This is a genomic window from Enterobacter cloacae complex sp. IR5401, from assembly GCF_049238425.1.
GTDB lineage: Bacteria > Pseudomonadota > Gammaproteobacteria > Enterobacterales > Enterobacteriaceae > Enterobacter > Enterobacter hormaechei_C.
Genome location: NZ_JBMKHN010000001.1, coordinates 489604 through 515386, shown reverse-complemented (window position 1 = coordinate 515386; position 25783 = coordinate 489604). Strand labels below are relative to the sequence as shown.

The 25783-nt window shown below is 55.8% G+C and carries 21 protein-coding genes; 10 read left to right on the top strand and 11 right to left on the bottom strand.

The genetic code is table 11. The features are described from left to right. Positions 1-284 precede the first annotated feature (284 nt). Positions 285-1085, top strand: coding sequence for a mannosyl-3-phosphoglycerate phosphatase-related protein (locus tag ACOTX1_RS02315; RefSeq protein ID WP_003859579.1), 801 nt, complete (start codon positions 285-287; stop codon positions 1083-1085). On the opposite strand, the gene dgcQ is transcribed toward ACOTX1_RS02315, so the two are convergent. The 3 genes from dgcQ to ACOTX1_RS02300 all read right to left on the bottom strand — a co-directional run bounded on the left by dgcQ (position 1070) and on the right by ACOTX1_RS02300 (position 4026). Further along, complete coding sequence (gene dgcQ / locus ACOTX1_RS02310) at positions 1070-2770, bottom strand: cellulose biosynthesis regulator diguanylate cyclase DgcQ (RefSeq protein ID WP_059288300.1); 1701 nt, start codon at positions 2768-2770, stop codon at positions 1070-1072. The genes ACOTX1_RS02315 and dgcQ overlap by 16 nt on opposite strands. 84 nt (positions 2771-2854) lie before the next feature. Beyond that, the gene (locus ACOTX1_RS02305) at positions 2855-3037 is read right to left on the bottom strand and encodes a YodC family protein (protein ID WP_003859574.1); all 183 of its coding nucleotides are present in this window, start codon (positions 3035-3037) and stop codon (positions 2855-2857) included. A gap of 77 nt (positions 3038-3114) precedes the next feature. After that, positions 3115-4026, bottom strand: coding sequence for a DUF808 domain-containing protein (locus ACOTX1_RS02300; protein ID WP_023314417.1), 912 nt, complete (start codon positions 4024-4026; stop codon positions 3115-3117). A gap of 178 nt (positions 4027-4204) precedes the next feature. Here ACOTX1_RS02300 and yedA point away from each other — a divergent pair, with 178 nt between their 5' ends. Further along, positions 4205-5119, top strand: a complete 915-nt coding sequence (gene yedA / locus ACOTX1_RS02295; RefSeq protein ID WP_003859569.1) for a drug/metabolite exporter YedA — start codon at positions 4205-4207, stop codon at positions 5117-5119. Here yedA and ACOTX1_RS02290 read toward each other — a convergent pair. The 3 genes from ACOTX1_RS02290 to ACOTX1_RS02280 are packed head-to-tail and all read right to left on the bottom strand — an operon-like array spanning position 5091 to position 7741. Beyond that, positions 5091-5582: a very short patch repair endonuclease gene (locus ACOTX1_RS02290; protein WP_003859567.1), complete on the bottom strand. Its 492-nt coding sequence runs from the start codon at positions 5580-5582 to the stop codon at positions 5091-5093. The two genes, yedA and ACOTX1_RS02290, sit on opposite strands and share 29 nt — an antisense overlap. Further along, positions 5563-6996, bottom strand: coding sequence for a DNA cytosine methyltransferase (locus ACOTX1_RS02285; protein WP_113706007.1), 1434 nt, complete (start codon positions 6994-6996; stop codon positions 5563-5565). The genes ACOTX1_RS02290 and ACOTX1_RS02285 overlap by 20 nt, the downstream gene beginning before the upstream one ends. A 43-nt stretch (positions 6997-7039) precedes the next feature. Next, complete coding sequence (locus tag ACOTX1_RS02280; protein ID WP_023314419.1) at positions 7040-7741, bottom strand: phosphohydrolase; 702 nt, start codon at positions 7739-7741, stop codon at positions 7040-7042. A 284-nt stretch (positions 7742-8025) separates the two neighbouring features. Between ACOTX1_RS02280 and ompC the strand changes: the two genes are divergently transcribed. Continuing rightward, positions 8026-9192 carry a porin OmpC gene (gene ompC, locus ACOTX1_RS02275; RefSeq protein ID WP_023314420.1) on the top strand — a complete coding sequence of 389 codons (1167 nt, stop codon included), beginning with the start codon at positions 8026-8028 and terminating at the stop codon, positions 9190-9192. A gap of 54 nt (positions 9193-9246) precedes the next feature. On the opposite strand, the gene ACOTX1_RS02270 is transcribed toward ompC, so the two are convergent. Then, positions 9247-10110 carry an N-acetylmuramic acid 6-phosphate etherase gene (locus ACOTX1_RS02270; protein WP_023314421.1) on the bottom strand — a complete coding sequence of 288 codons (864 nt, stop codon included), beginning with the start codon at positions 10108-10110 and terminating at the stop codon, positions 9247-9249. A gap of 153 nt (positions 10111-10263) precedes the next feature. Here ACOTX1_RS02270 and ACOTX1_RS02265 point away from each other — a divergent pair, with 153 nt between their 5' ends. Further along, on the top strand, positions 10264-11880 hold the full coding sequence (locus tag ACOTX1_RS02265; protein WP_023314422.1) for a sensor histidine kinase: 1617 nt from the start codon (positions 10264-10266) through the stop codon (positions 11878-11880). Beyond that, positions 11877-12596 (top strand): two-component system response regulator DcuR, encoded by a 720-nt coding sequence (gene dcuR, locus ACOTX1_RS02260; RefSeq protein WP_003859556.1) that lies wholly within the window; start codon positions 11877-11879, stop codon positions 12594-12596. The genes ACOTX1_RS02265 and dcuR overlap by 4 nt, the downstream gene beginning before the upstream one ends. Here dcuR and ACOTX1_RS02255 read toward each other — a convergent pair. Both ACOTX1_RS02255 and ACOTX1_RS02250 read right to left on the bottom strand, forming a co-directional pair. After that, positions 12577-13539, bottom strand: coding sequence for an FAD:protein FMN transferase (locus ACOTX1_RS02255; RefSeq protein WP_023314423.1), 963 nt, complete (start codon positions 13537-13539; stop codon positions 12577-12579). The two genes, dcuR and ACOTX1_RS02255, sit on opposite strands and share 20 nt — an antisense overlap. Before the next feature lie 58 nt (positions 13540-13597). Then, positions 13598-16378, bottom strand: coding sequence for a flavocytochrome c (locus tag ACOTX1_RS02250; protein ID WP_194303509.1), 2781 nt, complete (start codon positions 16376-16378; stop codon positions 13598-13600). A 610-nt stretch (positions 16379-16988) separates the two neighbouring features. Between ACOTX1_RS02250 and ACOTX1_RS02245 the strand changes: the two genes are divergently transcribed. Next, the gene (locus tag ACOTX1_RS02245; protein WP_023314425.1) at positions 16989-18497 is read left to right on the top strand and encodes an anion permease; all 1509 of its coding nucleotides are present in this window, start codon (positions 16989-16991) and stop codon (positions 18495-18497) included. 52 nt (positions 18498-18549) lie between these two features. Continuing rightward, a complete protein-coding gene (gene fumA / locus ACOTX1_RS02240; protein WP_023314426.1) occupies positions 18550-20199 on the top strand; it encodes a class I fumarate hydratase FumA in 1650 nt (549 codons plus the stop codon). Here the strand turns inward: fumA and ACOTX1_RS02235 are convergent. Further along, entirely contained in the window at positions 20188-21093 is a 906-nt protein-coding gene (locus ACOTX1_RS02235) for a LysR family transcriptional regulator (protein ID WP_032609605.1), read from the bottom strand. The genes fumA and ACOTX1_RS02235 overlap by 12 nt on opposite strands. A gap of 95 nt (positions 21094-21188) precedes the next feature. Between ACOTX1_RS02235 and ACOTX1_RS02230 the strand changes: the two genes are divergently transcribed. From ACOTX1_RS02230 to ACOTX1_RS02220, 3 genes are all read left to right on the top strand, one after another. After that, complete coding sequence (locus ACOTX1_RS02230) at positions 21189-22484, top strand: serine hydrolase domain-containing protein (protein WP_023314427.1); 1296 nt, start codon at positions 21189-21191, stop codon at positions 22482-22484. A gap of 260 nt (positions 22485-22744) precedes the next feature. Further along, on the top strand, positions 22745-24046 hold the full coding sequence (locus ACOTX1_RS02225) for an MFS transporter (RefSeq protein ID WP_003859542.1): 1302 nt from the start codon (positions 22745-22747) through the stop codon (positions 24044-24046). A 6-nt stretch (positions 24047-24052) separates the two neighbouring features. Next, the gene (locus ACOTX1_RS02220; RefSeq protein ID WP_032609610.1) at positions 24053-24841 is read left to right on the top strand and encodes a substrate-binding domain-containing protein; all 789 of its coding nucleotides are present in this window, start codon (positions 24053-24055) and stop codon (positions 24839-24841) included. Here ACOTX1_RS02220 and ACOTX1_RS02215 read toward each other — a convergent pair. Next, on the bottom strand, positions 24813-25715 hold the full coding sequence (locus ACOTX1_RS02215; protein ID WP_003859540.1) for a LysR family transcriptional regulator: 903 nt from the start codon (positions 25713-25715) through the stop codon (positions 24813-24815). The genes ACOTX1_RS02220 and ACOTX1_RS02215 overlap by 29 nt on opposite strands. Positions 25716-25783 lie beyond the last annotated feature (68 nt).

Genomic DNA, 25783 nt, shown 5'->3' with positions numbered 1-25783 from the left:
TCCCGGTCATGGGGATGACCGGGATCAAACTTGCTTATGCAAGAAGCACTTGTAAATTCGTTACACCAGGAAATCTGATGCAGGTAAGACATTATCCCCAACAGAATTGTCTTACAAGCATATATTCTCTTAGCGAATATTATATTTTATACATGTGAATTTTGGTTATGAGTATAAACCTGCGCCGCGTGTGGGTTTGTCGGGATCGTTTCCACTTAAACGGCGCTTCAATGCCTATTTTTTTTAAGATTTTTCTTAGGAAAAATCACCATCCGGGAGACATTATGCCTTCGCTTGAGGAGACTCTTCTTGTCTTTACCGACCTCGACGGCACGCTGTTGGATTTTCACACCCTTGACTGGCAGCCTGCGGCCCCGTGGCTGGAAAAATTAATGGATGAACAGATACCGGTCATTCTGTGCAGCAGCAAAACCGCTTCCGAGATGGATGACATCCAGCAGGAACTGGGGCTTGGCGGGCTGCCCTACATTGCGGAAAACGGCGCGGTGATCCAGCCTGACGTACGGTGGGAAAACGCCGCACGGTTCATCTCAGAAAAGAAGCATGACGATATCCGGCAGTGTATTGCCCGGGTACGCCAGGAGATGCATCTGAAATTCACCACCTTCGATGATGTGGACGAGCACGTAGTCGCCGAATGGACCGGGCTGAGCCGTCCCCGTTCGGTGCTTGCGCGCAAGCACGAGGCTTCCGTGACGCTGATCTGGCGTGACAGTGATGAACAAATGAGATACTTTGCCGCCGAACTCGCCCGGCAGCGGCTGAAGATCGTCCAGGGTGCACGCTTCTGGCATATTCTGGACACCTGCTGCGGCAAAGACGTGGCGGTTCACTGGCTTGTGGACCAGTATCGCCTGCACGAGGGCTACGAACCGACGACGCTGGGCCTGGGCGACGGCCCCAATGATGCCCCGCTGCTGGACAGCGTAGGCTTCGCCGTGGTGGTGAAAGGCTTCAACCGGGAGGGTATCAGCCTTATAAACAACGATCCAGCCCGGGTTTATCACACTCAGCACACCGGGCCGACCGGCTGGTGCGAGGGACTTGATTACTTTTTGAGGTGATCTTGCCAGATGACCCGGTTACGCCCGCGCTGTTTCGCCTCATACAGACGCGCATCGGCGGTGGATTGCAGATTTTCGAAGTGATAATTGCCCTTCTCCTGCGCACCAGAGACGCCAAACGACGCACTCACGCGCAGGGTGGTACTTTTCTTAATCAGAATCTCTTTGCTGTCGATACGCTCGCGGATCTGCTCTGCGACTTCCGCCGCCTCTTCAAGCGTCATGCCGGGCAGCACCACACAGAACTCTTCCCCCCCGACGCGTCCGGCAATATCTTTAACACGAAGGGTGCTGGCAATCAGCCCCGCGGCATGGGACAACACCTTATCACCCGCCTGATGCCCGAACCGATCATTGATACTCTTGAAGCAGTCAAGATCGATCTGAATGACCGAGAAAGGCAGCGACTGCTGTTCACACTGCTTCGCCAGTATTTTCGCCTGATCAAACAGCGATCCACGATTATTCAGCCGGGTCAGAGGGTCATGCCAGGCCTGCCATTGCAGCGAGTTCTGCATCGAATACATATTAATGACCATGCGCCGGATCACCAGCCATGAGATGAGCAGCATCGCGGTGAACAGCGCCCAAAGCAATGCCAGCACAATGCTGATGCTACCGAAATCGCCGCGCACCCCTTCATCCAGGGTGTGCACGCGCAGGATGACGCCATCAAAATGGTCAAGACGCTCCCAGCTGACAAAACGACTCCCCAGACGAATGCCGCCTTCGGAATCCGATTCTATCGCGTGCGCTATCTGAGCTAATTCGCGCGCGTCAAAATGATTAACGTCCACAGCAGGTGACTCAGATGTCGCAAGCAGGGTAAGCCGGCTGTCATACAGCTGGTATTCCCCTTCCGGGTTATCGCCCACGGCTTCCACCAGCAGGCGACGCAGGGTGGCAAAGGTGAAATCCATCGCCACCACGCCATACCAGACGTGATGGTAATAAACCGGCACGCTGGCGGTAATCAGCGGCTTTTTGCCCACAAAGGAGGAAGGCGGCGAGATAAACCAGCGCACGGCACGCGCACGGTTTTCACGCTCGGACTGTTGGGTAAACCAGGGCTGAGTGACCAGATGATAATAGCGCTGCACGATATCGCTGGAATTTCCCGGCGTATCCGTTTCCAGAAAGAATCCGGCGCGAGAGACATAAATCACGCGCTCTTCGTTGCGGGAAGGGCTGGATGCCAGACGCAGTAAATACCCCACTTCAAGCGCCGCGGACAATTCATTATCAAGGTACTCATCATCACGGTTCAGAAGAGTGGTCTTTTCAACGAAGGCATCCGAAACACCGTTGATCGGTAATGTGCGCCGTTTATCAACCGCAATTTGCCAGGTGGGAGACGTGCGCAAATGCGCAAAACGCTTTACCGCATCATGCAGCGCGCCAAACGCCAGCGGCGTTTCCAGCGCATCATGCATGCTGTGGCGAAAAAACAGCATTTTATCGACGCTGAACTGAAGCTGTCTGTCCAGCGCACTGGCAACCGTTTCCAGATGGTTACGCTGGCTGGAGATATAAGCATCTTCCAGTACCACAACTTCGCGCCAGGTCAGGAGAGTGGAAAAAATCAGGACAACGATAAAACAGAGGTTAACAATCAAACTGGGATTGCTACGCTTATGCAGCCACTGCAAAAAAGATTGTTTTACAACAATGGTATCGTGCTGCACACACACTCCCTGATTGTCGCTCACCATCCGATATGATAAGTCTTCTGCCAGTAAAAACGCCCGGCAAGGCCGGGCGTTGTGTGATTAAGCCTTGTCGCGTTTTTGCCTTTTATTAGCAGGCTGAAGCTCGTCTTCACGAAAAGCCTCCCGCTTAATGCCGTATCCATCATGCCACCGACACTCCACCATTCCGCTGGAATACCCGGTGACGATCATGCCTGGACCACCATTTTTAGGCTTAACTTCATCACTGATCAAAAAGACCATACCTGCCTCCTGTATCAGGGTGAAACGTTTTCAATTTAGACGAGGAATAGTCTTTTTGCACCCGGGGTCAGCAATAATTAATGCGATTTCCCGCGTACTTTTTCAACCAGCTTAACAACGGCTACCACAATCAGACCGACGATAAAGCCCAGCACGAGGTTAAGCAGTGTGGGCAGGATCGCAGCGACTACCGCTCCCTGGGCTGACGCAAAATGTTCAATCATGTGATGCAGCGAAGCAACACCGTGCACGATAATTCCACCGCCGACCAGGAACATTGCCAGGGTTCCCACCACCGATAAGGTTTTCATCAGCCACGGCGCTACCACCAGCAGGCTTTTCCCGATGCCGCGCGCAATTGCGCTGGATTTTTTTTCCAGCCAGAAGCCGATATCGTCCAGCTTGACGATCAGCCCGACCAGACCATAAACCCCTATCGTCACGAGGATCGCAATGCCGGACAGGATCAGCACCTGGTTCATCAGAGGGGCTTCTGAGACGATCCCCAGCGTAATCGCCACAATTTCGGCCGAGAGGATGAAGTCAGTACGGATCGCGCCTTTGACCTTATCGCGCTCGAACGTTTTTGGATCCTGCGCGGCCAGCGCTTCCAGACGCTGCTGGCGCATTTCCGGGGTGTCTTTCTCTTTGCGTGCAGCGAACATATGCAACACTTTTTCGGCACCCTCGAAGCACAGGAACGCCCCGCCAATCATCAGCAGGGGCGTAATGGCCCAGGGTATAAAGGCGCTAATCAGCAACGCCAGCGGAACGAGGATCACCTTGTTAATAAAGGATCCTTTCGCTACGCCCCACACCACCGGCAACTCACGGTTCGCCCGCACGCCGCTGACCTGCTGCGCGTTCAACGACAAATCATCTCCCAGTACCCCGGCGGTTTTTTTCGCCGCCAGTTTTCCCATAACCGAAATGTCATCCAGCAAGGTGGCGATATCATCCAGCAATGTTAATAAGCTACTTCCTGCCAAAATCTCTATCCTTCTTTTTTTGCTAATTAAGTGAATAGTATGGAACAAAACTCACCGCCCGGAAACAGGCACCTCACGTCAACAAAAATTTCACATTAACTACACAATTAAAGCACTCGCCAGCCCGATAGTTTTGGCGTTAACTATGAGCGAACTTTTTATTTCGTCGTGAGGGACTATGCGTTTTCGGCATTTATTACCGCTCATTGGAGCACTCTTTTCTCTTTATATCATCTGGGGATCCACCTATTTTGTCATTCGTATAGGCGTGGAAAGCTGGCCCCCGCTGATGATGGCCGGTATTCGTTTCCTTACGGCCGGCGTGCTGCTGATGGCATTTTTATTGCTGCGCGGCCACAGGCTACCGCCGCTGCGTCCCTTGCTTAACGCCGCCCTGATTGGCCTGCTGCTGCTGGCGGTGGGCAATGGCGCGGTAACCGTCGCCGAGCACCAGAACGTACCGTCGGGCATCGCCGCCGTGGTCGTCGCGACCGTGCCGCTGTTTACGCTCTGCTTTAGTCGTCTCTTCGGGATCCGCACCCGTAAGCTCGAATGGCTGGGCATCGCGATTGGGCTTGTGGGTATCATCCTGCTGAACAGCGGCGGTAACCTGAGCGGGAACCCCTGGGCTGCCGTTCTGATCATGATCGGCTCCATGAGCTGGGCCTTCGGCTCGGTCTACGGTTCCCGCATCGAGCTGCCTTCCGGGATGATGGCGGGTGCCATTGAGATGCTCGCGGCAGGCATTGTGCTGCTGATGGCCTCCGCGTTGACGGGTGAAAAACTGACGGCGATGCCAGACCTTTCAGGTTTCCTGGCCGTCGGGTATCTGGCGCTGTTTGGCTCCATTATCGCCATTAACGCCTATATGTACCTGATCCGCAACGTCTCACCGGCGGTTGCCACCAGCTACGCCTACGTTAACCCGGTGGTGGCCGTGCTGCTGGGTACCGGTTTTGCGGGCGAAGTGCTGTCGACGATTGAATGGCTGGCGCTGGGCGTGATTGTCTTTGCCGTGGTGCTGGTCACGCTGGGTAAATATTTGCTGCCCGCGAAACCGATTGTTACGACGTGTGAGGTGGAGAAACCGTGATCGGGTGAATGCCCTGGGTATCGATCTGCGCGGCCTGACCGCCGCCGCAGATCCACTCTTCCAGCCGCTCCGTCAGTTCCACGTCATTCAGCTTCATTCTTCCGCGCAGCGCGCACTCCCAGACAATCATCACCCGCCAGCCCTGAGCGTAAAGCTGCGAAACATCGCGTTTATCACGCTCGACGTTCCTGCCAATTTTGTCCAGCCAGAAGTCGGTGCGTGTCGCCGGGACTTTAAACAGATAGCAGTCATGATGATGCCAGAAACAGCCGTGGGTAAAGATGATGCACTGGTACGCGTCGATGACGAAATCAGGACGCCCGGCAAGCGTGGCATCCTGAACCCTGAATTCAAACCCGACGGCGGTCAGGAGGCCCGCGATCCGTTTTTCGATCGCGGTATCACGCGTGCCGATGGCACGCATGTTTTTACTGCGCGTGGCCTTATTGTGAACGTCCGCCATTGACGGCCTCACTCTGACGAAGCTGAACGGCCTTGCTGATACGTGAGGCCAGCAGTTTAGCTACGGCGGCAAAGGCGGGCACTACCACCGAGTTGCCAAACTGACGATAGGCCTGGGTGTCCGACACGGGGATGCGAAAACTGTAGCCCTGCGGCGTCTCAAAGCCCATTAAGCGAGCGCACTCGCGCGGCGTTAAGCGCCGCGGTCGGTGCTGTTGGTTTTGTGGATCGTCGAAATCTTTTTCGCCCAGCGCCTTATCCCAGCCCCGATCGATAAGAATTTCCGCGCCATCTTTGTAATAGCGCGCCGACAGCGTACGCGTCACGCTGTCAGGATTAAGCGGATTGACCATGCCAAACCCAAAGCCATTGCCTTTGGCCTGATGCTTTTTGGCATAGCGATAGAGGTATTTCCACAGCACCGGGGTCAGAATGAATTTCGCATCGACGGCGGGCTCCAGCAGATCGGCCACCGTCGGGCGGCGCGCCGGATACAGCGAAGGCAAATCACGCAGCGTAAAATCGCCTTTCAGGTTGAGATCGCGGCGGAAGCCCACCAGCACAATACGTTCGCGGTGCTGTGGCAGGAAGTGTTTGCCGTCGATAATTTTCGGATCGTCCGGCCCCATATCCTCTGCATCCGCCACGTCGTAACCCAGTTCATCCAGCGTTTGCATGATAATGCGGAAGGTTTTGCCGCCGTCATGACTCTTTAAATTCTTGACGTTCTCCAGAACAAAAATTGCCGGGCGGCGGGCATCAATAATCCGGGCAACGTCAAAAAACAGTGTGCCCTGCGTATCACAGGCAAAGCCGTGTGCGCGTCCCAGCGCGTTCTTTTTCGACACGCCAGCCAGCGAGAACGGCTGACACGGAAAGCCTGCCAGCAGCACATCGTGCGCCGGAATGGTATTGCGAATGTGTTCGGCGGCCTCTTCATCGCTGACGCCAGTTTTGTGGCTCAGCGTGACATCACGAATATCCGCGTTGAACTGGTGCGCGTCGGGGTCGCAATACCAGTTGGCTTTATAGGTACGGACGGCATGTTTATTCCATTCACTGGTGAACACACACTGCCCGCCAATAGCTTCAAAGCCATGGCGAATGCCGCCGATACCGGCAAAGAGATCGATAAATCGAAAGGCATAATTCGGATGCGCAGCAGGAGGACGCGGCAGCAGGTTGCGCAGATAACGGAACTCGCCGTCGCTCAGGCGGTGCCCTGCCCTGTCGCTTATCAGCAACCGCTTGAGTATCGCCGGGCTCCAGTGACTCTCGCCATGGGCCACCAGCTGGTTTGCCAGCGTTTTAACATCATACATTTCCAGCAGCTGACGCAGGAGTGCCTGCACGGCTGCCGTTGATTTCTCAACCCGCTCAGGCGCGGGCACAGTCACTGATCGATTTTCCTGCATTCTCTTAACCGGACAATAAAGACAGAAAACAGAGTACCACAGTTCAGGATCGCACACTGCGACGGAAATGGGTCAATATCTGGCTGTCGGTTCCGAGGTAATCGCCCTGTAATTCGGCACTCAGCTTCGCCATAAACTGGATCAGAAAATCGGCATTGTGACGCGCAAGTTTGCGCCCCCGCGCGGTTTGCATAGTGTCCGGCAGGCGCAGGAGTTTGGTCTGAAAGTGGTCGAGCGCGAAGGCTTTATCATCCAGCCCTCGTGTTCCGGCGAACGGGTCGTCGGCATCAAACAGCGCGGCGCCCAGCGCACCGGAGACGGCAAAGACGCGCGCCAGGCCGATAGCGCCTAACGCCTCCAGCCGGTCGGCATCCTGCACAATTTTGGCCTCCAGGCTTTGCGGCGCGATACCGGCACTGAAGCTGTGCGCTTCAATAGCATGCTCAACGGCCGCATAACGATCCGGCGGAAAATCAGGAAAGTCGCGACTGAGGATCTCGCGCGTTTTTCGCGCTGCCAGCCGCGAGGAGTGGCTACGTTCCGGGTGATTTTTCGGCAGGCTGACAATGTCATGGAAGTAGCATGCGGTCAACACAACCAGCGGATCGCTATCCTCGTCAGCCATAATACCCTGCGCCGTCATCCAGACGCGGCGAAAATGGGCGATATCGTGCGCCGCATCATCAGTAAAATGATTTTCGTCGAGCCAGCGCTCATAACGGTGCTGCCACTGCGCAAGTTCCATCATCCCATCCTGTTGCTCAAAAGAGAGTGAATTATAATACATCCGAATCAAAATCTTTAATAAATAGAATTACGAAATACTTAATAATAATTACCCGCTATATTTTCAATTAATTAATTCACATGAAAAATAAAGAGATAAAAAGAAATATTTTGTAATATTTTTACCAGTTTAATTACATTTATTTTTGAACCTAAATAATAATCCATAGAATAGTATCAGCCATGTAGTTACGGAGGGTAATTACATATATTCAGACAATTTATATTTAAAGGGAATATATAATGAAAAGAAAAGTTCTGGCAATTCTCGTACCCGCGTTATTAATGGCTGGCGCAGCAAATGCAGCGGAAATGTATAACAAAAACGGCAACAAAGTTGACCTGTACGGTAAGGTTGATGCGCGTCATACCTTCTCCGACAACCCAGGCGACGACGGCGATGAAACCTATGTACAGGTGGGTTTCAAAGGCGAAACGCAGATCACGAACGACCTGACAGGTTACGGCCAGTGGGAATATAAAACCTACGCTAACGATAACGAAGGCGCAGGCGACACCTCTTTTAACCGTCTGGCCTTTGCTGGCCTGAAATACGGCGAATATGGCTCATTCGATTATGGCCGTAATTACGGCGTCGTGTATGACGTTGAAGCCTGGACCGATATGCTGCCGGTATTTGGTGGCGACTCCTATACCTGGACCGACAACTATATGGTTGGCCGTACTAACGGTGTAGCGACCTACCGTAATAATGACTTCTTCGGTCTGGTCGACGGCCTGAACTTTGCGCTGCAATACCAGGGTGCTAACGAAGGTGCTAACGCAAACGAAAATCAGGAAGGCACCAAAAACGGTCATGATGATGTTCGTTTCCAGAACGGCGACGGCTTCGGTATGTCTACCACCTATGACTTCGATTTCGGCCTGACGCTGGGTGCGGCTTATTCTTCCTCTGACCGTACTAACGACCAGGTCGCTTACGGCGCTGGCACCTATAACCGCTTCAGCAAATATGCTGGCGGTGAACGTGCGGAAGCGTGGACAATCGGCGCTAAATACGATGCTAATGATGTCTACCTGGCCATGATGTATGCGGAAACCCGTAACATGACTCCGTACGGCAACGGTGGCATCGCCAACAAAACCCAGAACTTTGAAGCCGTAGCACAGTACCAGTTTGACTTCGGTCTGCGTCCATCCCTGGCGTGGGTCTATTCTAAAGGCATCGATTTGGGTGGTAACGATTATCATCCAGGCAATGGTTATGACTATGTAGACCAGGATCTGGTTAACTATATCGACGTGGGCATGACCTACAGCTTCAACAAGAACTTCTCCACCTACGTTGATTATAAAATCAACCTGCTGGACGAAGATGATGCCTTCTACAATGACAACGGTATTGCTACCGATGACATCGTTGGCATCGGTATGATCTACCAGTTCTGATCCCCATAAATAGCAAAGCCCGCAACGCGGGCTTTTTTATTTGACGCTGAAATGTTATGGCGCTTCCTGCAAGGCCAGGCGAACAAACCCGTTATTCTGCGCCAGCAATTCATGCGCTTTCCAGGCATTCAGACCCGTCAGCACCATCAGTACCGCCGTTTTGCACTGGTGGTTACAGCTTTCCAGCGCGGCCTTCGCCTGCGCCCGGCTACATCCCCCCGCTTCCATCACAATGGCAATTTGTCGTTCGGCCCATCTGGTGTTGCTTGCCTCCAGATCAACGCGCAGGTTGCTGTACACCCGTCCTGTCCGTACCGCCAGACCGGTGGTGATCATATGCAGGATCATGCTTTGCGCAATGCCTGCTTTAGCGTTGGTATACCCGGCCACCACATCCGCGCCCAGATTGGGAGCAATGACCATACTCGCCAGCTGCGCCGCTTCACTTTGCGCATCCTCAGTAATGAGCGCAACCGTTGAGCCCAGAGACCACGCATGACGCATCGCGCCCCAAACCCATGGCGTTTTGCCGCTGACGGACAGCGCCAGCATCATGTCATGCTCGCCAAATTCTATCGTCTGAAGGTCGGCAACGCCGCGCGCGTAGCTTCCGGCGTTATCACCTGCTGTTAACGCAATGACGGGGTGTTTGCCCGGCGCAAACGCTTCTGCCGCCTGCTCAGCCATGCGTCCGGACGCGCCCGCGCCGGTCAGCACCAGACGTCCGCCGTGGCTAAGCGTCGCCGCCGCGTTATCCACCACGCGGGCCAGCATACTTAAGTGTGGGGTAAGTGCAGAAGAGATTTGCGCGTCATCCTGGTGTATGACGTTAAGCATATCCAGCGTCGATAATCTGTCGATGTTCATCGTGCTGGCGTGCCGTCTTTCCCTGGCCGTACCGGTAAGCATAATGCTCATAAACTGCCTCCTTATTATGAGTACCCACACACTATAAAGTGTTTTATATAGGTCACCTGAGAGGAGGCTCACGAAACGCCTCTCTTTACATGGCTTTATGAAACGCCCGTCATCAGCGATAATTAGCCCTTTCTTTTTCATCGCGGAGTGTTAATGAGCGATTTGCAGCCCTTCCCCCCGACGCGCAAGCGCCCTATGAAGCTGAATACGCTGGTTACGCTGATGGTGTGCGCGATTATCGGCTCGGTGCTGCTGGTGGTCTTCGCGCTCTACTCTGTGCAGATCACCCGCGCCACGCGCGATGACGTGAAAGATACCGCGCTGGGTATCGCCCGGACGCTGGCCGACAGCCCGGAGATCAAGCGTGGCCTGATGGAATCGCCGCAGGCTGGCATCATCCAGCCGATAGCCGAGGCGGTGACGAAGCGCAACGACTTGCTGTTTACCGTGGTCACCGACCTGCGTGGGATCCGCTATTCCCATCCAAACGAAGCGCTGTTAGGTTTGCATTTTATTGGCGACGATCTGACGCCCGCCCTGGAAGGGAAAGAGAACGTCTCCGTTAACCGCGGTGCGCTCGCGGAAGCGCTGCGCGTCTTTACCCCCGTGTATGACGACCAGCACGACCAGATCGGCGTGGTGGTGGTGGGTATTTCGCTGAATAAAGTTGAAGATCAGATTGCCCGCGGGCGGCTCAACGCCGTGTGGACCATCTTATTCAGCGTTCTGATGAGCTCGGTGGCGATATGGGGTCTGGTCCGGGTGCTGAAGCGTATCCTCTTTGGGCTGGAGCCTTACGAGATCTCAGCCCTCTTTGAGCAGCGCCAGGCCATGTTGCAGTCCCTGCGCGAAGGCGTGATGGCCGTGGATATGCACGGGCGCGTGACGATGATTAACCACACCGCCAGAGAGATTTTGCTCCTGAGCTCGGGTGAGCACTCCGAGAGCAGCGGCGAACCACTGCTGGCCAGCCTGCGGGAAGTGGCGAAAACCGGCATTGCTCGCCAGGATCAGGAGATCGGCTGTAACGGACGGCTACTGCTGTGCAACATGGTCCCCGTGAAAAGCCAGAATCAGGTGATCGGGGCAATCAGCACCTTCCGCGATAAGACCGAAATCAGCCAGTTAATGCAGCGTATCGATGGCATGGTCAACTATGTTGATGCCCTGCGCTCCCATACGCATGAGTTTATGAACAAGCTGCACGTGATCCTCGGCCTGCTGCACATGAAGCGCTACGATAAGCTGGAGGAGTACATCATCCAGACCGCGCAGAATTATCAGACGGATATCGGCGCGATACAGCGCAGAGTTAAATCGCCGGTCATTGCGGGTTTCCTGCTGGGTAAAATTAACCGCGCCAAAGAGGCTGGAGTGACCCTGACGCTGGCGGAGGAGAGTCAGCTTCCTGACACCGCCAATGAAGAGCAGGTTGCGGTGCTGATCACCGTGCTGGGCAATTTAATCGAAAATGCCCTGGATGCGATGGAAGGCCAGCCGGAAGGCGAGATCGGCCTGCTGCTGCATTATCAGAACGGCTGGCTGAGCGGTGAGGTCAGCGATGACGGTCCCGGTATTGATCCCGAGCGGCTGGAGGCTATTTTTACAAAGGGCTACTCAACAAAAGGTGAAAACCGCGGCGTTGGGCTGTTCCTTGCGCGTCAGCAGATCCAGAATCTGGGCGGAGATATTACCGTCGAGTCTGAACCTGGCGTATTTACCCAATTTTTTGTTCAGATCCCCTGGGATAGCGAGAGGAATATCGCGTGATAAATGTGTTAATTGTCGATGATGACGCCATGGTAGCCGACCTCAACCGTCTGTATGTTAACCGCGTTGAGGGTTTTAGCTGCTGCGGCGTCGCTTCCACGCTCAACCAGGCCGAGGCGTTGATCGCCAACCCAGGCCAGCCGATCGATCTGGTGCTGCTGGATGTCTATATGCAGCAGGATAACGGGCTGGATCTGCTGCCCATCATTCGCGCGTCGGGCCGCCCGATTGACGTCATCATGATCTCGTCGGCCTCCGACGCCGCAACAATCCAGACGTCCATGCACTATGGCGTGGTGGATTACCTGATTAAACCATTCCAGTTCCCGCGTTTTGAAGAGGCGCTGAACGGCTGGAAGGCAAAGCGCAGCCTGATGGGATCGCATCAGTATTATGAACAGGCCGACGTCGACAGGCTGATCCACGGCGGCGCGCCGGAGCTGGCTGACAGCAAAAAATTACCGAAAGGCCTAACGCCGCAGACGCTGCGCACCATTTGCCAGTGGATCGACAGCCATCCGGAGATAGAATTTTCCACCGACGATCTGGCGAATGCGGTGAACATTTCCCGCGTCTCCTGCCGCAAATACCTGATCTGGCTGGCGCAAATTAATATCCTGTTCACCAGCATTCATTACGGCGCTACCGGCCGACCGGTATATCGCTACCGTTTGCAGCCGGAACAGGTCGGACTGCTCAAACAGTACTGCCAGTAATTCGGTAGCTGTCGTCCAGAAGGGTAAAACGGAAGTGGTGCATCGAGGAGATCACCACTTCTTTTGTTTTGGTGACAAAGATGGCTTCAATATCGGGGCGCGAACGCAGCGCGGCGCAGCCCTTTTCCACACCCATGCCGTAGATCAGCGTGGTCCAGATATCGCCGTCGAGAGAGTCTGGCGAAATAATCGTCACGCTGTCCAGTTCGTTATCCAGCGGGTAGCCGGTGCGCGGGTCAAGTATGTGGTGATAACGTTTGCCGTTCTGCTCGAAATAGCGCTCATAGGTGCCTGACGTCACCACCGACCGGTTCTCTACCGTCATAGCGCCAATCAGCGCGTCACCGGCGAACGGTTTTTTCAGGCCGACGCGCCAGCCGCCCTCCGGCGAACCTAACGTCTGGACGTTGCCGCCAAGGTTGATCAACCCGAGTTCGGCGCCCTCTTTATGCAGGTAATCCCGCACCCTGTCGGCGATATAGCCTTTAGCAATAGCACCCAGATCGATCTCCATTCCCTGGCGAGTAAGAAACACGCTGCTGTTGGCTTCATCCAGTACCACGTCCGCAGGATCCGTGATGCCCATCAAGGCGGCGATCTCGTCCGCGGGCGGTACCGCGTCCCCCTTAAAGCCAATTTTCCAGCATTTCACCAGCGGGCCGATCGCCAGGTTAAAGGCGCTGTCTTTAAGCAGGCTTGCCGCTTTCGCGCAGCGGATCAGCTCAAACACCGGACGACTGACGGCAACCGGATGCTGGCCGGCCGCATGGTTGATGTCCATTACCTGGGAGTGCGCACGGTTAACGGTGAGCAGATCTTCGTACTGTTTGATCAGGCGAAACACGCGGGAGGCAAGCGCTTCGTCATGGGAAAAGAGTTTCAGGAGGATGGGCGAGCCCATCAGAACGGCGGAGTAGCTGTAAACGCGATGGCTATCAGGCATTGCATGAGTCCTCAGGTGTAGCCCCGGCAGGCACCGCGCCGCCGGGGAAACAGGAGCCTTACCGTGTTTTCGAACGCATAGCCGCCTGATGTCCTGCAAGCGTACCAAAAATAATGATATCTGCCACCGCATTACCGCCGATGCGGTTACCGCCGTGGATGCCCCCGACAACCTCACCCGCAGCAAACGCTCCCGGCAATACGTTGTGGTTGCTGTCCAGCACGCAGGTATCGGTATTGATGGTCACGCCGCCCATGGTGTGGTGAACCCCTGGTGCAATCTGAATGGCGTAGAACGGCCCTTCGTTGATTGGCGCACGCAGCGCGGTGGTACGTCCAAAGTCGTCATCGTGCTGTTTCTCCACAAAGACGTTGTAGCGTTCCAGCGTTGCCAGGAACTGGTGGTGATCCATCCCCAGCGCTTCCGCCAGGGCTTTTGGCGAGCTGGCGCTGGTAACAAACCCTTTCGCGATGTACTCATCCGCGGCTTTATTTTTGACGCGAACATGCTCGTCAAAGACGATGTAAGCGTATTTCTCCGGCAGCGCGATGATTGACGCCGAGACTTTATCGCGGGTCGACATTTCGTTATAGAAGCGGTTGCCCTGCTGGTTTACCAGAATCGCCCCGCCGCCGCGGATGGATTCGGAAATCAGATACGACGTTTTCTGCTCAACGGTTGGGTGGATCTGAATTTCGCCCATATCCACTGTGCCCGCACCGATACGCTCCAGCAGCGCGATACCGCCCCCGGTCGCCCCTTTGTGGTTGGTGGTAACGAACCCTGCCAGATCCGGACGGTATTTCACCACCATCTGGCTGTTGGCGCTGAAGCCACCCGTTGCGACAATCACGCTTTTGGTTGCCACGGTGAGGGTTTCGTTCTCTTCGGTGGTCAGACGCACGCCGGTCACTTCGCCGTTTTCGAAGATGATGTCGCTCACGGAGGTATCCAGCATCACCTCGATGTTGCGCTTGTTGACGTTACGCACCAGGCCGCTGATCAGATACCCGCCCACTGCGGAACCGTCTTTCGGACGGTGCGTACGGTCGATGCTCATCCCGCCGGTGGTGGTGATGTCGTTCAGCATAATGCCGCGCGTTGCCAGCCATTCGATGGCCTGCGGCGCGTTCTCGACAAAGCGACGCAGCAGTTCAGGGTTGTTCTTGTTGCCACCGCCTTTCAGGCTTTCCTGGTAGAACAGCTCTTTGCTGTCCTGAATACCTTTCACGCGCTGGAAGCGGGTCTCCGCCGCGTTCATCCCGGCCGAGGCTTTAATGGTGTTCCCGCCGATGGTTGGCATTTTCTCGACGATCAGCACGCTCGCGCCTTCGTCATGCGCCTGAATCGCCGCCGCAAGACCGGCGCCGCCGCTGCCGACCACTACAACATCCACGCTTTTAGTCTCATTCGGGTCAGCGCCCTCTTCCGCTGCCAGCGCTTTGCTGGATTTCAGCATCGCCTTCGAGACCGCTTTTTTCACCGCCTCGCTTTGGCTGGTCGCGCCGGTGATAGCATCCACGTGCGGAGTGTTGGCATCAAGAATACGGGAGCGGATCTCTTCGAAGCTGGTGACAAACTCGACGTCTTCACTCGGGCCGGAGGCCAGTTCGATATCGGCAATACGATCGGTTTCGAGGCTGACGTTAATCACCAGTTCGTTAGCATCGTCCTGCACTTTTTCAATAAAGGTGCCCGGTTTGAATTTAGATTCGCCCATGCTCATGTCGCGGATCATCGCTTCCACCAGCGAGAAGCGCCACAGCGGTTCCGGGATGCTCAGTTCTTCGCGTCGGGTACTGTCCATAAACAGCTCCAGGCTTTCGCCCGCCGCGATGCGATCGGTCCAGTCCGGATAGGCGATGGTGGCACGACCAACGGCAATCAGGTCGTAACCGTAATCCAGCGCTTCATTCACATCCGTGGCATTCACCACGCCGCCAACGCCCATCACCGGTACCTGAGCCAGCGTGTCTGAGCGCATGGCGCAGTATTTTTCGATAAGTGGCGTCGGGTCCTGAGTATCGACGATAGAAGGACGCAGGGCGTCGCCGAGGGAAAAGTGGAGATAATCCACCCCGCGCGCGGCCAGTTTTTCCAGCAGATACAGGGTATCTTCGAAGCGAATGCCCGGGACTTCCAGCTCTTCCGGAGAGAAACGGTAGCCAATGATAAACGCGTCGTCCGCGTACTGGCGCACCATCTTGTGGGTAATGTCCAGCACCGCCAGCGGGAATTTCGCGCGGTTTTCGCGGCTGCCGCCCCACTCGTCGTCGCGCTGGTTGGAGTTCGGGGAGAAGAACTGCTGGATCAGATAGGTATTCGCCCCGTGGATTTCGACGCCGTCGAACCCGGCCTGAATTGCGCGGCGCACGGCTTCGCCAAACTTGCCGATCATGCCTTCCACCTCTTCCGCGGTCAGGGCAACCGGCGTGGCGGCACCGTCACGCGGCGCGGCAACGGCGCTTGGGCTAACCGGCGTGCGACCGCCGATCAGTTTTGGGTCGACCATACGGCCGCCGTGGTAGATTTGCAGCAGGGCTTTGGAGCCTTTTGACTTGATGGCGTCAGCGATTTTTGCCAGCCCGGCGATTTTCTCGTCGTTATCAATGCCAATTGCGCCCGGGAACGCCAGGCCGAGATCGTCAACAAAACAGCACTCAACGATGATGGTGCCGATGCTGCCCGCGCGGGCGCGGTAGTACTCCACCAGCTCGCTGGTCACGGTGCCATCGTAATAACCGGTACAGGTTGTCATCGGGGCCATTAACAAACGGTTTTTCAGTTCAGTACCATTCGGTAATGTGAAGGGGCTTAAAATACGTTCGTTAGTGCTCATAATAGAAACTCCAAACTTTAAAAAATTAAGAATTCGTTATCGGGATGATTTTTTTATTTCGAGTCTTTTGCCGATGTCATGATAGTAATATAAAGCTTTTTTTAGTTTACAAAGCCATTACGTTAGTTAATAAACTATTTAATCCCTTCGATAACATTAATAACACATTGGTGTTAGCGGGAATGTTTCACTCGTTCACAATAATTTAAAAAAAGTTAAATCACAAAAGGTCAAACCAATACACCACAACTATCAAAAAACCAAATAAAACAACAACAAGCAAAAACACCAAAATTTAAATGTTATAGTTTTGATAAATAAAATGCGTAAAATCAGCGAATAACCACACTACTCAGAGTGGTTATTATAAAAAATATAAAAATAGCCATTCAGTTCCGTTTTTTTGATCGTGATCAATAGTTATGGCATTCAAAAGAGCAATATAAAAACATCATCATTTTTTATTTAGCGCAAACAAAAATGCGTTAAATCGCTATTACTGAAAACACAAAAACGCACCTTAAATAACTAAAAAAAGCAAAACGAATAAAGCAATCGAATTTGTGTTTTCGCTGTACGACGAATTTTTGACAACTTAAGACGTGAAACTATGAATACAAAAACTGCTGTAACGCCTCCTGCGGCGAATCTGGCATCAAATGGAACAGCAAAACGCCTGCTGATGATGGCCCTGCCCGTCATTGTTGCCGTCCTGCTGTTGTTTGTTCCCGTTCCGGACGGGCTGCCGCCTTATGCGTGGCACTACTTCGCCATCTTTGTCGGCGTCATCGTCGGGTTAATTTTCGAACCGCTGCCGGGCGCCGTGATCGGTCTTACCGGCGTCGTGGCGATTGCGCTGTGCAGCCAGTGGGTGCTCTTTAGCCCGGAACAGCTGGCTGACCCAAAATTCAAGCTGGCGGGCGCCTCCTTTAAATGGGCGGTCAGCGGGTTTGGTAACTCCACCGTGTGGCTGATCTTCGGTGCCTTTATGTTTGCTGCGGGCTACGACAAAACCCGCTTCGGCCGCCGCCTGGCGCTGATACTGGTGAAATATCTGGGCCGTCGCAGCCTGACGCTCGGTTACGCCATTACCTTCGCAGACCTGCTGCTGGCCCCGTTTACCCCGTCCAATACCGCGCGCAGCGGTGGGACCATCTACCCGATCATCGCCAACCTGCCGCCGCTGTACGGTTCAAAACCCAACGACCCAAGCGCGCGCAAAATCGGTTCGTATCTGATGTGGGTGGCAATTACCGCGGCCTGTATCACCAGCTCGATGTTCCTTTCCGCTCTGGCACCTAACCTGCTGGCGCTGGCGCTGGTAAAAAGCACGGTCGGAATTGATATCTCCTGGGGGACCTGGTTCCTCGCCTTCCTGCCGCTGGGTATTCTGCTGATCCTGACCATGCCGCTGCTGGCTTACTGGTTCTACCCGCCGGAAGTGAAGGTAAACAACGAAGTACCGTTGTGGGCGACCCGTGAACTGGAAAAACTGGGCAAACTGTCGCGCAATGAGATCCTGCTGCTGGTGTTCGTGTGCTGTGCGCTGCTGATGTGGATCTTCGCCGCGGCGTGGATTGAACCGGCCATGGCTGCCCTGCTGATCGTTGGCCTGATGCTGTGGACCGGCGTGCTGGAGTGGAACGATATCACCGGTAACAAAGCCGCGTGGAATACCTTCGTGTGGTTCGCCACCCTGGTGGCGCTGGCGGATGGCCTCTCCTCCACCGGCTTTATCAGCTGGCTGGGTAAAGAAGGCGGCCTGCTGATGAGCGGTATTTCTCCGGGTGTCGCCACCATCGTGCTGCTGCTGGCGTTCTACCTGCTGCACTATCTGTTCGCCAGCACCACCGCGCACACCACGGCGCTGCTGCCTGCGATGCTGACTATCGCCTCCACCATTCCGGGCATGAATATGGAAGTGTTCGTCCTGCTGATGGTGACCTCTCTGGGCGTGATGGGGATCATCACCCCCTACGGTACGGGTCCAAGCCCGATTTACTACGGTAGCGGTTACCTGCCAACCAAAGACTACTGGCGCCTCGGCACCATCTTCGGCGCCATCTTCCTGGCGGCCCTGCTGCTGATTGGCTACCCGTGGATGTCCATGATGTTCTGATTCCTGACCGCCGGACATATCCTCCGGCGGTTTTATTTTTGTGGAGCAAGCTATGTCAAACAAACCCTTTATTTACCAGAACCCCTTCCCTCTCGCGCATGACGACACCGAATACTATCTGCTGACCAAAGAGCATGTCTCCGTTGCCGAGTTCGACGGTCAGGAAATGCTGAAAGTGGAGCCGGAAGCCCTGACCCTACTGGCGCAGCAGGCTTTCCACGACGCCGCGTTTATGCTGCGTCCGTCTCATCAGAAGCAGGTTGCCGCCATTCTTAACGATCCGGAAGCCAGCCAGAACGATAAGTACGTTGCCCTGCAATTCCTGCGCAACTCCGAAATTGCGGCGAAAGGCGTGCTGCCCACCTGTCAGGATACCGGTACGGCAATCATTATGGGTAAGAAAGGCCAGCGCGTCTGGACCGGCGGCGGCGACGAAGCGGCGCTGAGTCAGGGCGTGTATAACACCTATATTGAAGACAACCTGCGCTACTCGCAGAATGCGGCGCTGGATATGTATAAAGAGGTGAATACCGGCACCAACCTGCCCGCGCAGATCGACCTCTACAGCGTTGATGGTGACGAGTATAAATTCCTGTGCATGGCGAAAGGCGGCGGTTCCGCCAACAAAACTTATCTGTATCAGGAAACCAAAGCGCTGATCACCCCGGCGAAGCTGAAAAATTATCTGGTTGAGAAGATGCGGACCCTGGGCACCGCGGCCTGCCCGCCTTACCATATCGCCTTCGTTATCGGCGGCACCTCTGCGGAAGCCACGCTGAAAACCGTCAAGCTCGCCTCTGCGCGCTACTACGATGGCCTGCCAACCGAAGGCAACGCGCACGGCCAGGCGTTCCGCGACGTCCAGCTCGAGCAGGAACTGCTTCAGGAAGCGCAAAACCTCGGCCTGGGCGCGCAGTTTGGCGGGAAATACTTCGCGCACGATATTCGCGTGATCCGTCTGCCGCGCCACGGCGCCTCCTGCCCGATCGGCATGGGCGTCTCCTGCTCCGCTGACCGCAACATCAAGGCGAAGATTAACCGCGAGGGGATCTGGATTGAGAAGCTGGAGCACAACCCGGGCCAGTATATTCCTGAATCCCTGCGCCAGCAGGGGGAAGGCGACGTGGTAAGCATTGATCTGAACAAGCCGATGCCCGACATTCTGGCGCAGCTTTCCGCGCACCCTGTCTCCACCCGCCTGTCGCTGAACGGCACCATTATTGTGGCGCGCGACATCGCCCATGCGAAGCTGAAAGAGCTGCTCGACAACGGGGAAGAACTGCCGCAGTACGTTAAAGATCACCCGATTTACTATGCTGGCCCGGCGAAAACGCCAGAAGGTTACGCGTCTGGCTCCTTAGGCCCGACCACCGCCGGGCGTATGGACTCCTATGTAGACTTACTGCAATCCAACGGTGCGAGCATGATCATGCTGGCCAAAGGTAACCGCAGCCAGCAGGTCACCGACGCCTGCCATAAGCACGGCGGCTTCTACCTCGGCAGCATTGGCGGCCCGGCGGCGGTACTGGCGCAAAACAGCATCAAGAGTCTGGAGTGCGTGGCCTATCCGGAATTGGGTATGGAAGCGATCTGGAAAATTGAAGTGGAGAACTTCCCGGTGTTTATCCTGGTGGATGACAAAGGCAACGACTTCTTCCAGCAGATCCAGAATAAACAGTGCAAAGGGTGCTCACAGCGCTGAGCGTTTCCATAACGCCGGAAGCTGCGAGAGCGTATCGTTGATCAACCCGCGCTTGTCGCTGCCCGGCTTCCAGATGGTGACCATCGTCTGGCTTATCCCCTGGCTGCCCACTTCGGTGGGCAGCCTTTTTACGTTTTTCCACTGCGTTGCGTGAAGATGGGTCGGCAAAAATCCCCAGCCGCAGCCCTGCTCCAGCAGGCCGCGCAGCATCTCCAGTTCGTTAGTGAAAAGCGTGTGCCCTGAAATTTGCAGGCGACGGGCAACCGGCTCGTCTGACGCGGCATGCATAACCACCTGTGGAACCAGAGAGAGATCGAGCAGCGACACCGGCGACGCAACCTCCGCAAAAAGCGCCGTTGCGGCGTAAAAATCCATTTCGATCGCCCCCAGCGCCCGCCACTCCATCTCATTGCCCACGCTGCGGTTGCGCGCCTGGCAGATCCCCAGATCGGCCTGACCGTTCGCCAGCATGGCTTCCGCCTCATCGCGCGATGCGCTGGTCAGGCTCAGGCGGATCTTTTTCGTCGCCAGCGTAGCGATCAGCGCCTGCAAAAAGGCTCTGGGGGTGAACGGATCGTAAACGAGGGCAATGTCCTGCGTCGCGCTGTCCGGCACCGTACGGGCAAACGCCTCAAACGCTTTGACCTGCCGCATCAGCAGGTGCGCCTGCCGCTGAAGCTGCTCCCCCTCCGGCGTCAGGCGCAGGCTACGCCCCTCCCGCAGGAACAGCGCGTAGCCCAGCCCATCCTCAAGGAAATCGATCAGATCCCGCAGGGTTGTACGATCTTTGCCGAGTTTACTGGCCGCCTTCATCAGGCTGCCGTGCTCAGCGACGGCGGTGAACGCCTCAAGCTGGGCAAAGGAATAGATCAGTGATGCCACGTCATTCTCCACGCGATTTTTCCGGGGGATTTTCCCCCATAACGCGTTTTTTATTATAGGCCTCAGGTTCTTAAACTGAAGTCCTTCCTGAGCCAAACGAGATAAATATGAAAATCAAAACAAACCGCACACTGCTCGCGGCGCTGGTTATCAGCAGCCTGCTCTCGCCCGCCGTCATGGCGGCCTGCAACGGTACCGAACTCACGACCTGTCCGGCGCCTTTCGATGCCAGACTCCCGGACGCACATACCATGCTCACCTGGAGCCAGGCCGATCGCGTGGTGGGCTTTCGCAATGACTACCGCAACTACGCGGGCGATGTGTTCCGCCACGGCAACGCTACGCCACTGCTGCCCGCAGAAAAACCGCTCACCGATGCCCGCTATCAGGTGAAGGGTAAGATTTACAATCTTCAGGATTACCTGAAACGCCAGAACGTCAGCGGCATGCTGGTGCTGAAAAATGGCAAAGTGGCCTATAAATATCTGGGAGAAGGCAATACCGACTCTACGCTCTGGACGTCGCGTTCCGTGGGCAAATCCGTGGTCTCCGCGCTGGTGGGTGTTGCGATTAAAGAAGGGAAAATCCACTCCCTGGACGACCTTGTCACCCAATACGAACCGGATTTAAAAGGCACCGCCTGGGAGGGCGTAACGCTGAAACAGCTCATCACCCACACCTCGGGCGTGGCGTGGACTGAAGATTACACCAACGGGCAATCTGACTTCGCCCGGCTTACCGAATGCGAAGCGAAACCGGGCACCTACGACTGTGTGCGCACCCTGGTGAAGGGGTTACACCGTGAACACCCGGCGGGCGAAAACTGGTCCTATTCCTCGGGTGGTGCCTGGCTGTTAGGCGATGTGCTTGAGCGCGCCACCGGCATGACGCTCGCGGCGTATCTTGAGAAAAGCATCTGGCAGCCGTACGGTATGGCGAGCGACGGCGTGTGGCATGCCTACAGCAAAGGCCAGCACGACGTGGGTGCGCATGGGTTCAACGCCACGCTGGAAGACTGGGGGCGTTTCGGGGAGTTTATCCTGCATAACGGTACCCTGCCGGACGGAAAGCAGATCCTCCCCGAGGGCTGGGTGAAACAGTCCTCAGCCTGGACACAGGCCAAAGGATCGGTGTCCGAGGCGCATCCGAAGGGGTTGTACGGCTACCAGTGGTGGAACAACGAAGTGCCAGCCATCGCCACAAATGTGGAGCCGAAAGTCGAAAATTCGCTGAAGGATTCCCTGTGGGCGCTGGGTATTTTTGGGCAGATGATCATGGTTAATCAGAAAGAAAATCTGGTTATCGTCCAGTGGTCCACCTGGCCGCAGGCAGAGCCGTCATTCAGCGCCCAGCCGCTGGAAGCGTCGCTGATGTTTAGCGCGATTGCGAACGCGCTGCGCTGATAATCCCAAGCCAGGCCCCGCCTGGCTTCTCATCTGCGCGGTGTCACAAAACTGATATATCAGCGACTTAGCGAAACGTGGTAAATAAAAGATCATCGAAATGTTAAGTTATTGTTGAATATGTAAATACTGGTCAACGCATTGTCATTAATGCACCACACGCATCGGTTTATGCGCTATTTGCGCTTATTAATTTCCACTTCCTGATCCAGTTTTCAGAAACAGACGAGCGTAACGTCGCTATAAAACTGGAGATAATCATGGTTTCCTCAACCTCACCTGCAACGGTTCGTGCGAAAGCGGGCGCGATTTTCCGCGTCACGTCGGGCAACTTTCTTGAGCAATTCGACTTCTTTCTGTTCGGCTTTTATGCCACCTACATCGCCCATACTTTTTTCCCGGCAAGCAGTGAATTTGCGTCACTGATGATGACCTTCGCCGTCTTTGGCGCGGGCTTCCTGATGCGTCCGATCGGGGCCATTGTGCTGGGGGCTTACATTGATAAAGTGGGCCGCCGTAAAGGGCTGATCGTCACCCTGTCGATTATGGCCGCCGGAACCTTTCTGATTGTGCTGATCCCTTCTTATCAGAGCATTGGCCTGTGGGCACCGCTGCTGGTGCTGACCGGCCGCCTGTTGCAGGGTTTTTCGGCAGGTGCCGAGCTGGGCGGGGTTTCGGTTTATCTGGCGGAGATCGCCACGCCGGGCCGCAAGGGTTTCTATACCAGCTGGCAGTCAGGTAGCCAGCAGGTCGCCATTATGATCGCGGCGGCGATGGGCTTCGCGCTGAATGTGGTGCTGGAAGAGAGTGCCATTCGCGAATGGGGGTGGCGTATTCCGTTCCTGTTTGGCTGTCTGATTGTGCCGTTCATCTTTTTCCTGCGCCGCAAGCTCGAAGAGACCGAGGAATTCAGCGCCCGTCGCCACCATCTGGCGATGCGTCAGGTCTTCACAACGCTGCTCGCCAACTGGCCGGTCGTCGTCGCGGGCATGCTGATGGTGGCGATGACCACCACCGCGTTTTACCTGATCACCGTTTACGCGCCGACCTTCGGTAAAAAAGTCCTGATGCTCAGCGCGTCGGACAGTCTTCTGGTCACGCTGCTGGTGGCGGTGTCCAACTTCATCTGGCTGCCGGTGGGCGGCGCGCTGTCGGATCGCTTCGGGCGTAAACCGGTGCTGATCGCCATGACGCTGCTGGCGCTGGCAACCAGCTATCCGGCGCTGACGATGCTGGCGGCAGCCCCGAGCTTCTCAATGATGCTGACCGTGCTGCTGTGGCTCTCTTTCCTCTACGGTCTGTATAACGGCGCGATGATCCCGGCCCTGACTGAGATCATGCCAGCAGAGGTGCGCGTGGCGGGCTTCTCGCTGGCTTACAGCCTGGCAACGGCGGTCTTTGGCGGTTTCACGCCGGTGATTTCGACCGCCTTAATTGAGTACACCGGCGACAAAGCTTCCCCGGGCTACTGGATGAGCTTTGCCGCCGTTTGCGCCCTGCTGGCAACGCTCTATCTCTATCGTCGTCGCACGTTAATCCTGCAAACTGCCGTTAAGGAGTGATCCCTCATGCTTACATTCAGAACGGTGATTGCCGCCCTGACCTTCGCCACCCTCAGCGCGGGCGCGCTTGCGCAGGATGTGACGGTGATGATTTCTGGCGGCTTCAAAGCGGCGCTGGAGAAGCTGACGCCGCAGTACGAAGCGCAAAGCGGCGACAGGCTCATTGTGATCTCCGGCCCGTCGATGGGCAAAACGCCGCAGGCCATTCCGGCCCGGCTCGCCCGGGGCGAAAAAGCGGACGTGGTGATTATGGTGGGCGATGCGCTGGCGAAACTGGAACAGGATCGCAGGACGGCGGCGGGCTCCCGCGTGGAGCTGGCGGATTCGCCCGTCGGGATGGTCGTCAAAGCGGGCGCGCCGGTGCCGGATATCAGTACGGTGCCTGCCCTGCGGCAAACGCTGCTGAAGGCGCATTCCATGGCTTATTCCGACAGCGCCAGCGGCCGGTATGTTGAGAGCCAGCTGTTCCGTAAGCTGGGCATAGACGGCCAGGTCCACGATAAAGCGCACCGGGTTGAGCGTATCCCGGTGGCGTCTGAAGTGGCAAAAGGGAAATACGACCTCGGCTTTCAGCAGGTGAGCGAGCTTCTGCCGGTCCCGGGGGTGACGTTTGTCGGTAAGTTGCCTGACGACATTCAGTACATTACCCGTTTCGCCGGAGCCGTAACGCAGAAGGCCGACCATCCTGAACAGGGAAAAGCGCTGCTGACTTTTCTCGCCTCGCCACAGGCCGCCAGCGTCATTACGGCAACGGGCTTAACGCCCGTCAGTGCACCTCGCGATACTGCTCGGTAATCAGCGTTTCGAGTTCGGCAGCAATATAGGACTGGATCCGACCGCGGCGGCGGATCAGCCCCACGGTTCGCCTGACTTCAGGCTCGGTTAAAGGTACCGACGTCAGCAGCGAATGCTCTGCGCGGGGCATTGACATGGCGGGAACGGCCGCAATGCCGATCCCGGCTTCAACCATCCCCAGCATGGTCGTCACGTGCCGCGTTTCGCAGATGCTGGGGCGCTCAGGCCGAATATGCCCGACCCGCTGGTCGAGAAGATTGCGGTTGCCGGAGGTCTTATCCAGACCGATATAATCCTGCTGATAAAAAGCCTGCCACGTCAGGCTTTTTCTTTTTGCAAGCGGGCTGTCGCGTCGGCAGGCGGCCACGTAGACATCCTCCACCAGCGGGACAAACTCGATGTCGGGCTGCAAACTCCGGGCAAAGCAGATACCAAAATCCGCCTGTCCGCGGGTGACGGCCTCGATAACATTTCCGGCGCTGCTGTCGATCAGTTTTATGCGCACGCGGGGGTAACGGGACTGAAAGCGGCGGATCACATCCGGCATAAAGTAACAGGCGGCTGACGGCACCGTCGCCACGGTGATCAGCCCCGTGCGCTCTTCGCTGGCCTTATCGATATCCGAAAGCATGGACTCCACGTCAGCAAGCAGTTGCCCGCACCGGTCGGCAAAGGTCTGTCCATACAGGGTCAGCGTGACGCGCCGGGTGGTTCTGTCGAACAGTTTTGTCCCCAGTGCCGCCTCCAGCTTTTCAATTCTGCGACTCAACGCCGACTGGGAAAGGCAGATAGATTCTGCCGCAAGCCGGAAATTGCCGTATTCCAGTAAAGCGCGGAAGGCATAGAGATCGTTGAGGTCAAAATTGACGGGCATACTGACGGGATCCTTAAGCATGGTAGGGTAAGAAGAGATTTATCATAGCCGCGCACGACATACTTCAC

Excerpts from the sequence above, each read along its gene's own strand:
- ACOTX1_RS02315 (WP_003859579.1), top strand. The coding sequence starts at position 285 with ATGCCTTCGCTTGAGGAGACTCTTCTTGTCTTTACCGACCTCGACGGC.
- ACOTX1_RS02305 (WP_003859574.1), bottom strand. The coding sequence starts at position 3,037 with ATGGTCTTTTTGATCAGTGATGAAGTTAAGCCTAAAAATGGTGGTCCA.
- yedA (WP_003859569.1), top strand. The coding sequence starts at position 4,205 with ATGCGTTTTCGGCATTTATTACCGCTCATTGGAGCACTCTTTTCTCTT.
- ACOTX1_RS02290 (WP_003859567.1), bottom strand. The coding sequence starts at position 5,582 with ATGGCGGACGTTCACAATAAGGCCACGCGCAGTAAAAACATGCGTGCC.
- ACOTX1_RS02285 (WP_113706007.1), bottom strand. The coding sequence starts at position 6,996 with ATGCAGGAAAATCGATCAGTGACTGTGCCCGCGCCTGAGCGGGTTGAG.
- ACOTX1_RS02280 (WP_023314419.1), bottom strand. The coding sequence starts at position 7,741 with ATGGAACTTGCGCAGTGGCAGCACCGTTATGAGCGCTGGCTCGACGAA.
- ompC (WP_023314420.1), top strand. The coding sequence starts at position 8,026 with ATGAAAAGAAAAGTTCTGGCAATTCTCGTACCCGCGTTATTAATGGCT.
- ACOTX1_RS02270 (WP_023314421.1), bottom strand. The coding sequence starts at position 10,110 with ATGAGCATTATGCTTACCGGTACGGCCAGGGAAAGACGGCACGCCAGC.
- ACOTX1_RS02265 (WP_023314422.1), top strand. The coding sequence starts at position 10,264 with ATGAGCGATTTGCAGCCCTTCCCCCCGACGCGCAAGCGCCCTATGAAG.
- ACOTX1_RS02255 (WP_023314423.1), bottom strand. The coding sequence starts at position 13,539 with ATGCCTGATAGCCATCGCGTTTACAGCTACTCCGCCGTTCTGATGGGC.
- ACOTX1_RS02250 (WP_194303509.1), bottom strand. The coding sequence starts at position 16,378 with ATGAGCACTAACGAACGTATTTTAAGCCCCTTCACATTACCGAATGGT.
- ACOTX1_RS02245 (WP_023314425.1), top strand. The coding sequence starts at position 16,989 with ATGAATACAAAAACTGCTGTAACGCCTCCTGCGGCGAATCTGGCATCA.
- fumA (WP_023314426.1), top strand. The coding sequence starts at position 18,550 with ATGTCAAACAAACCCTTTATTTACCAGAACCCCTTCCCTCTCGCGCAT.
- ACOTX1_RS02230 (WP_023314427.1), top strand. The coding sequence starts at position 21,189 with ATGAAAATCAAAACAAACCGCACACTGCTCGCGGCGCTGGTTATCAGC.
- ACOTX1_RS02225 (WP_003859542.1), top strand. The coding sequence starts at position 22,745 with ATGGTTTCCTCAACCTCACCTGCAACGGTTCGTGCGAAAGCGGGCGCG.
- ACOTX1_RS02220 (WP_032609610.1), top strand. The coding sequence starts at position 24,053 with ATGCTTACATTCAGAACGGTGATTGCCGCCCTGACCTTCGCCACCCTC.
- ACOTX1_RS02215 (WP_003859540.1), bottom strand. The coding sequence starts at position 25,715 with ATGCCCGTCAATTTTGACCTCAACGATCTCTATGCCTTCCGCGCTTTA.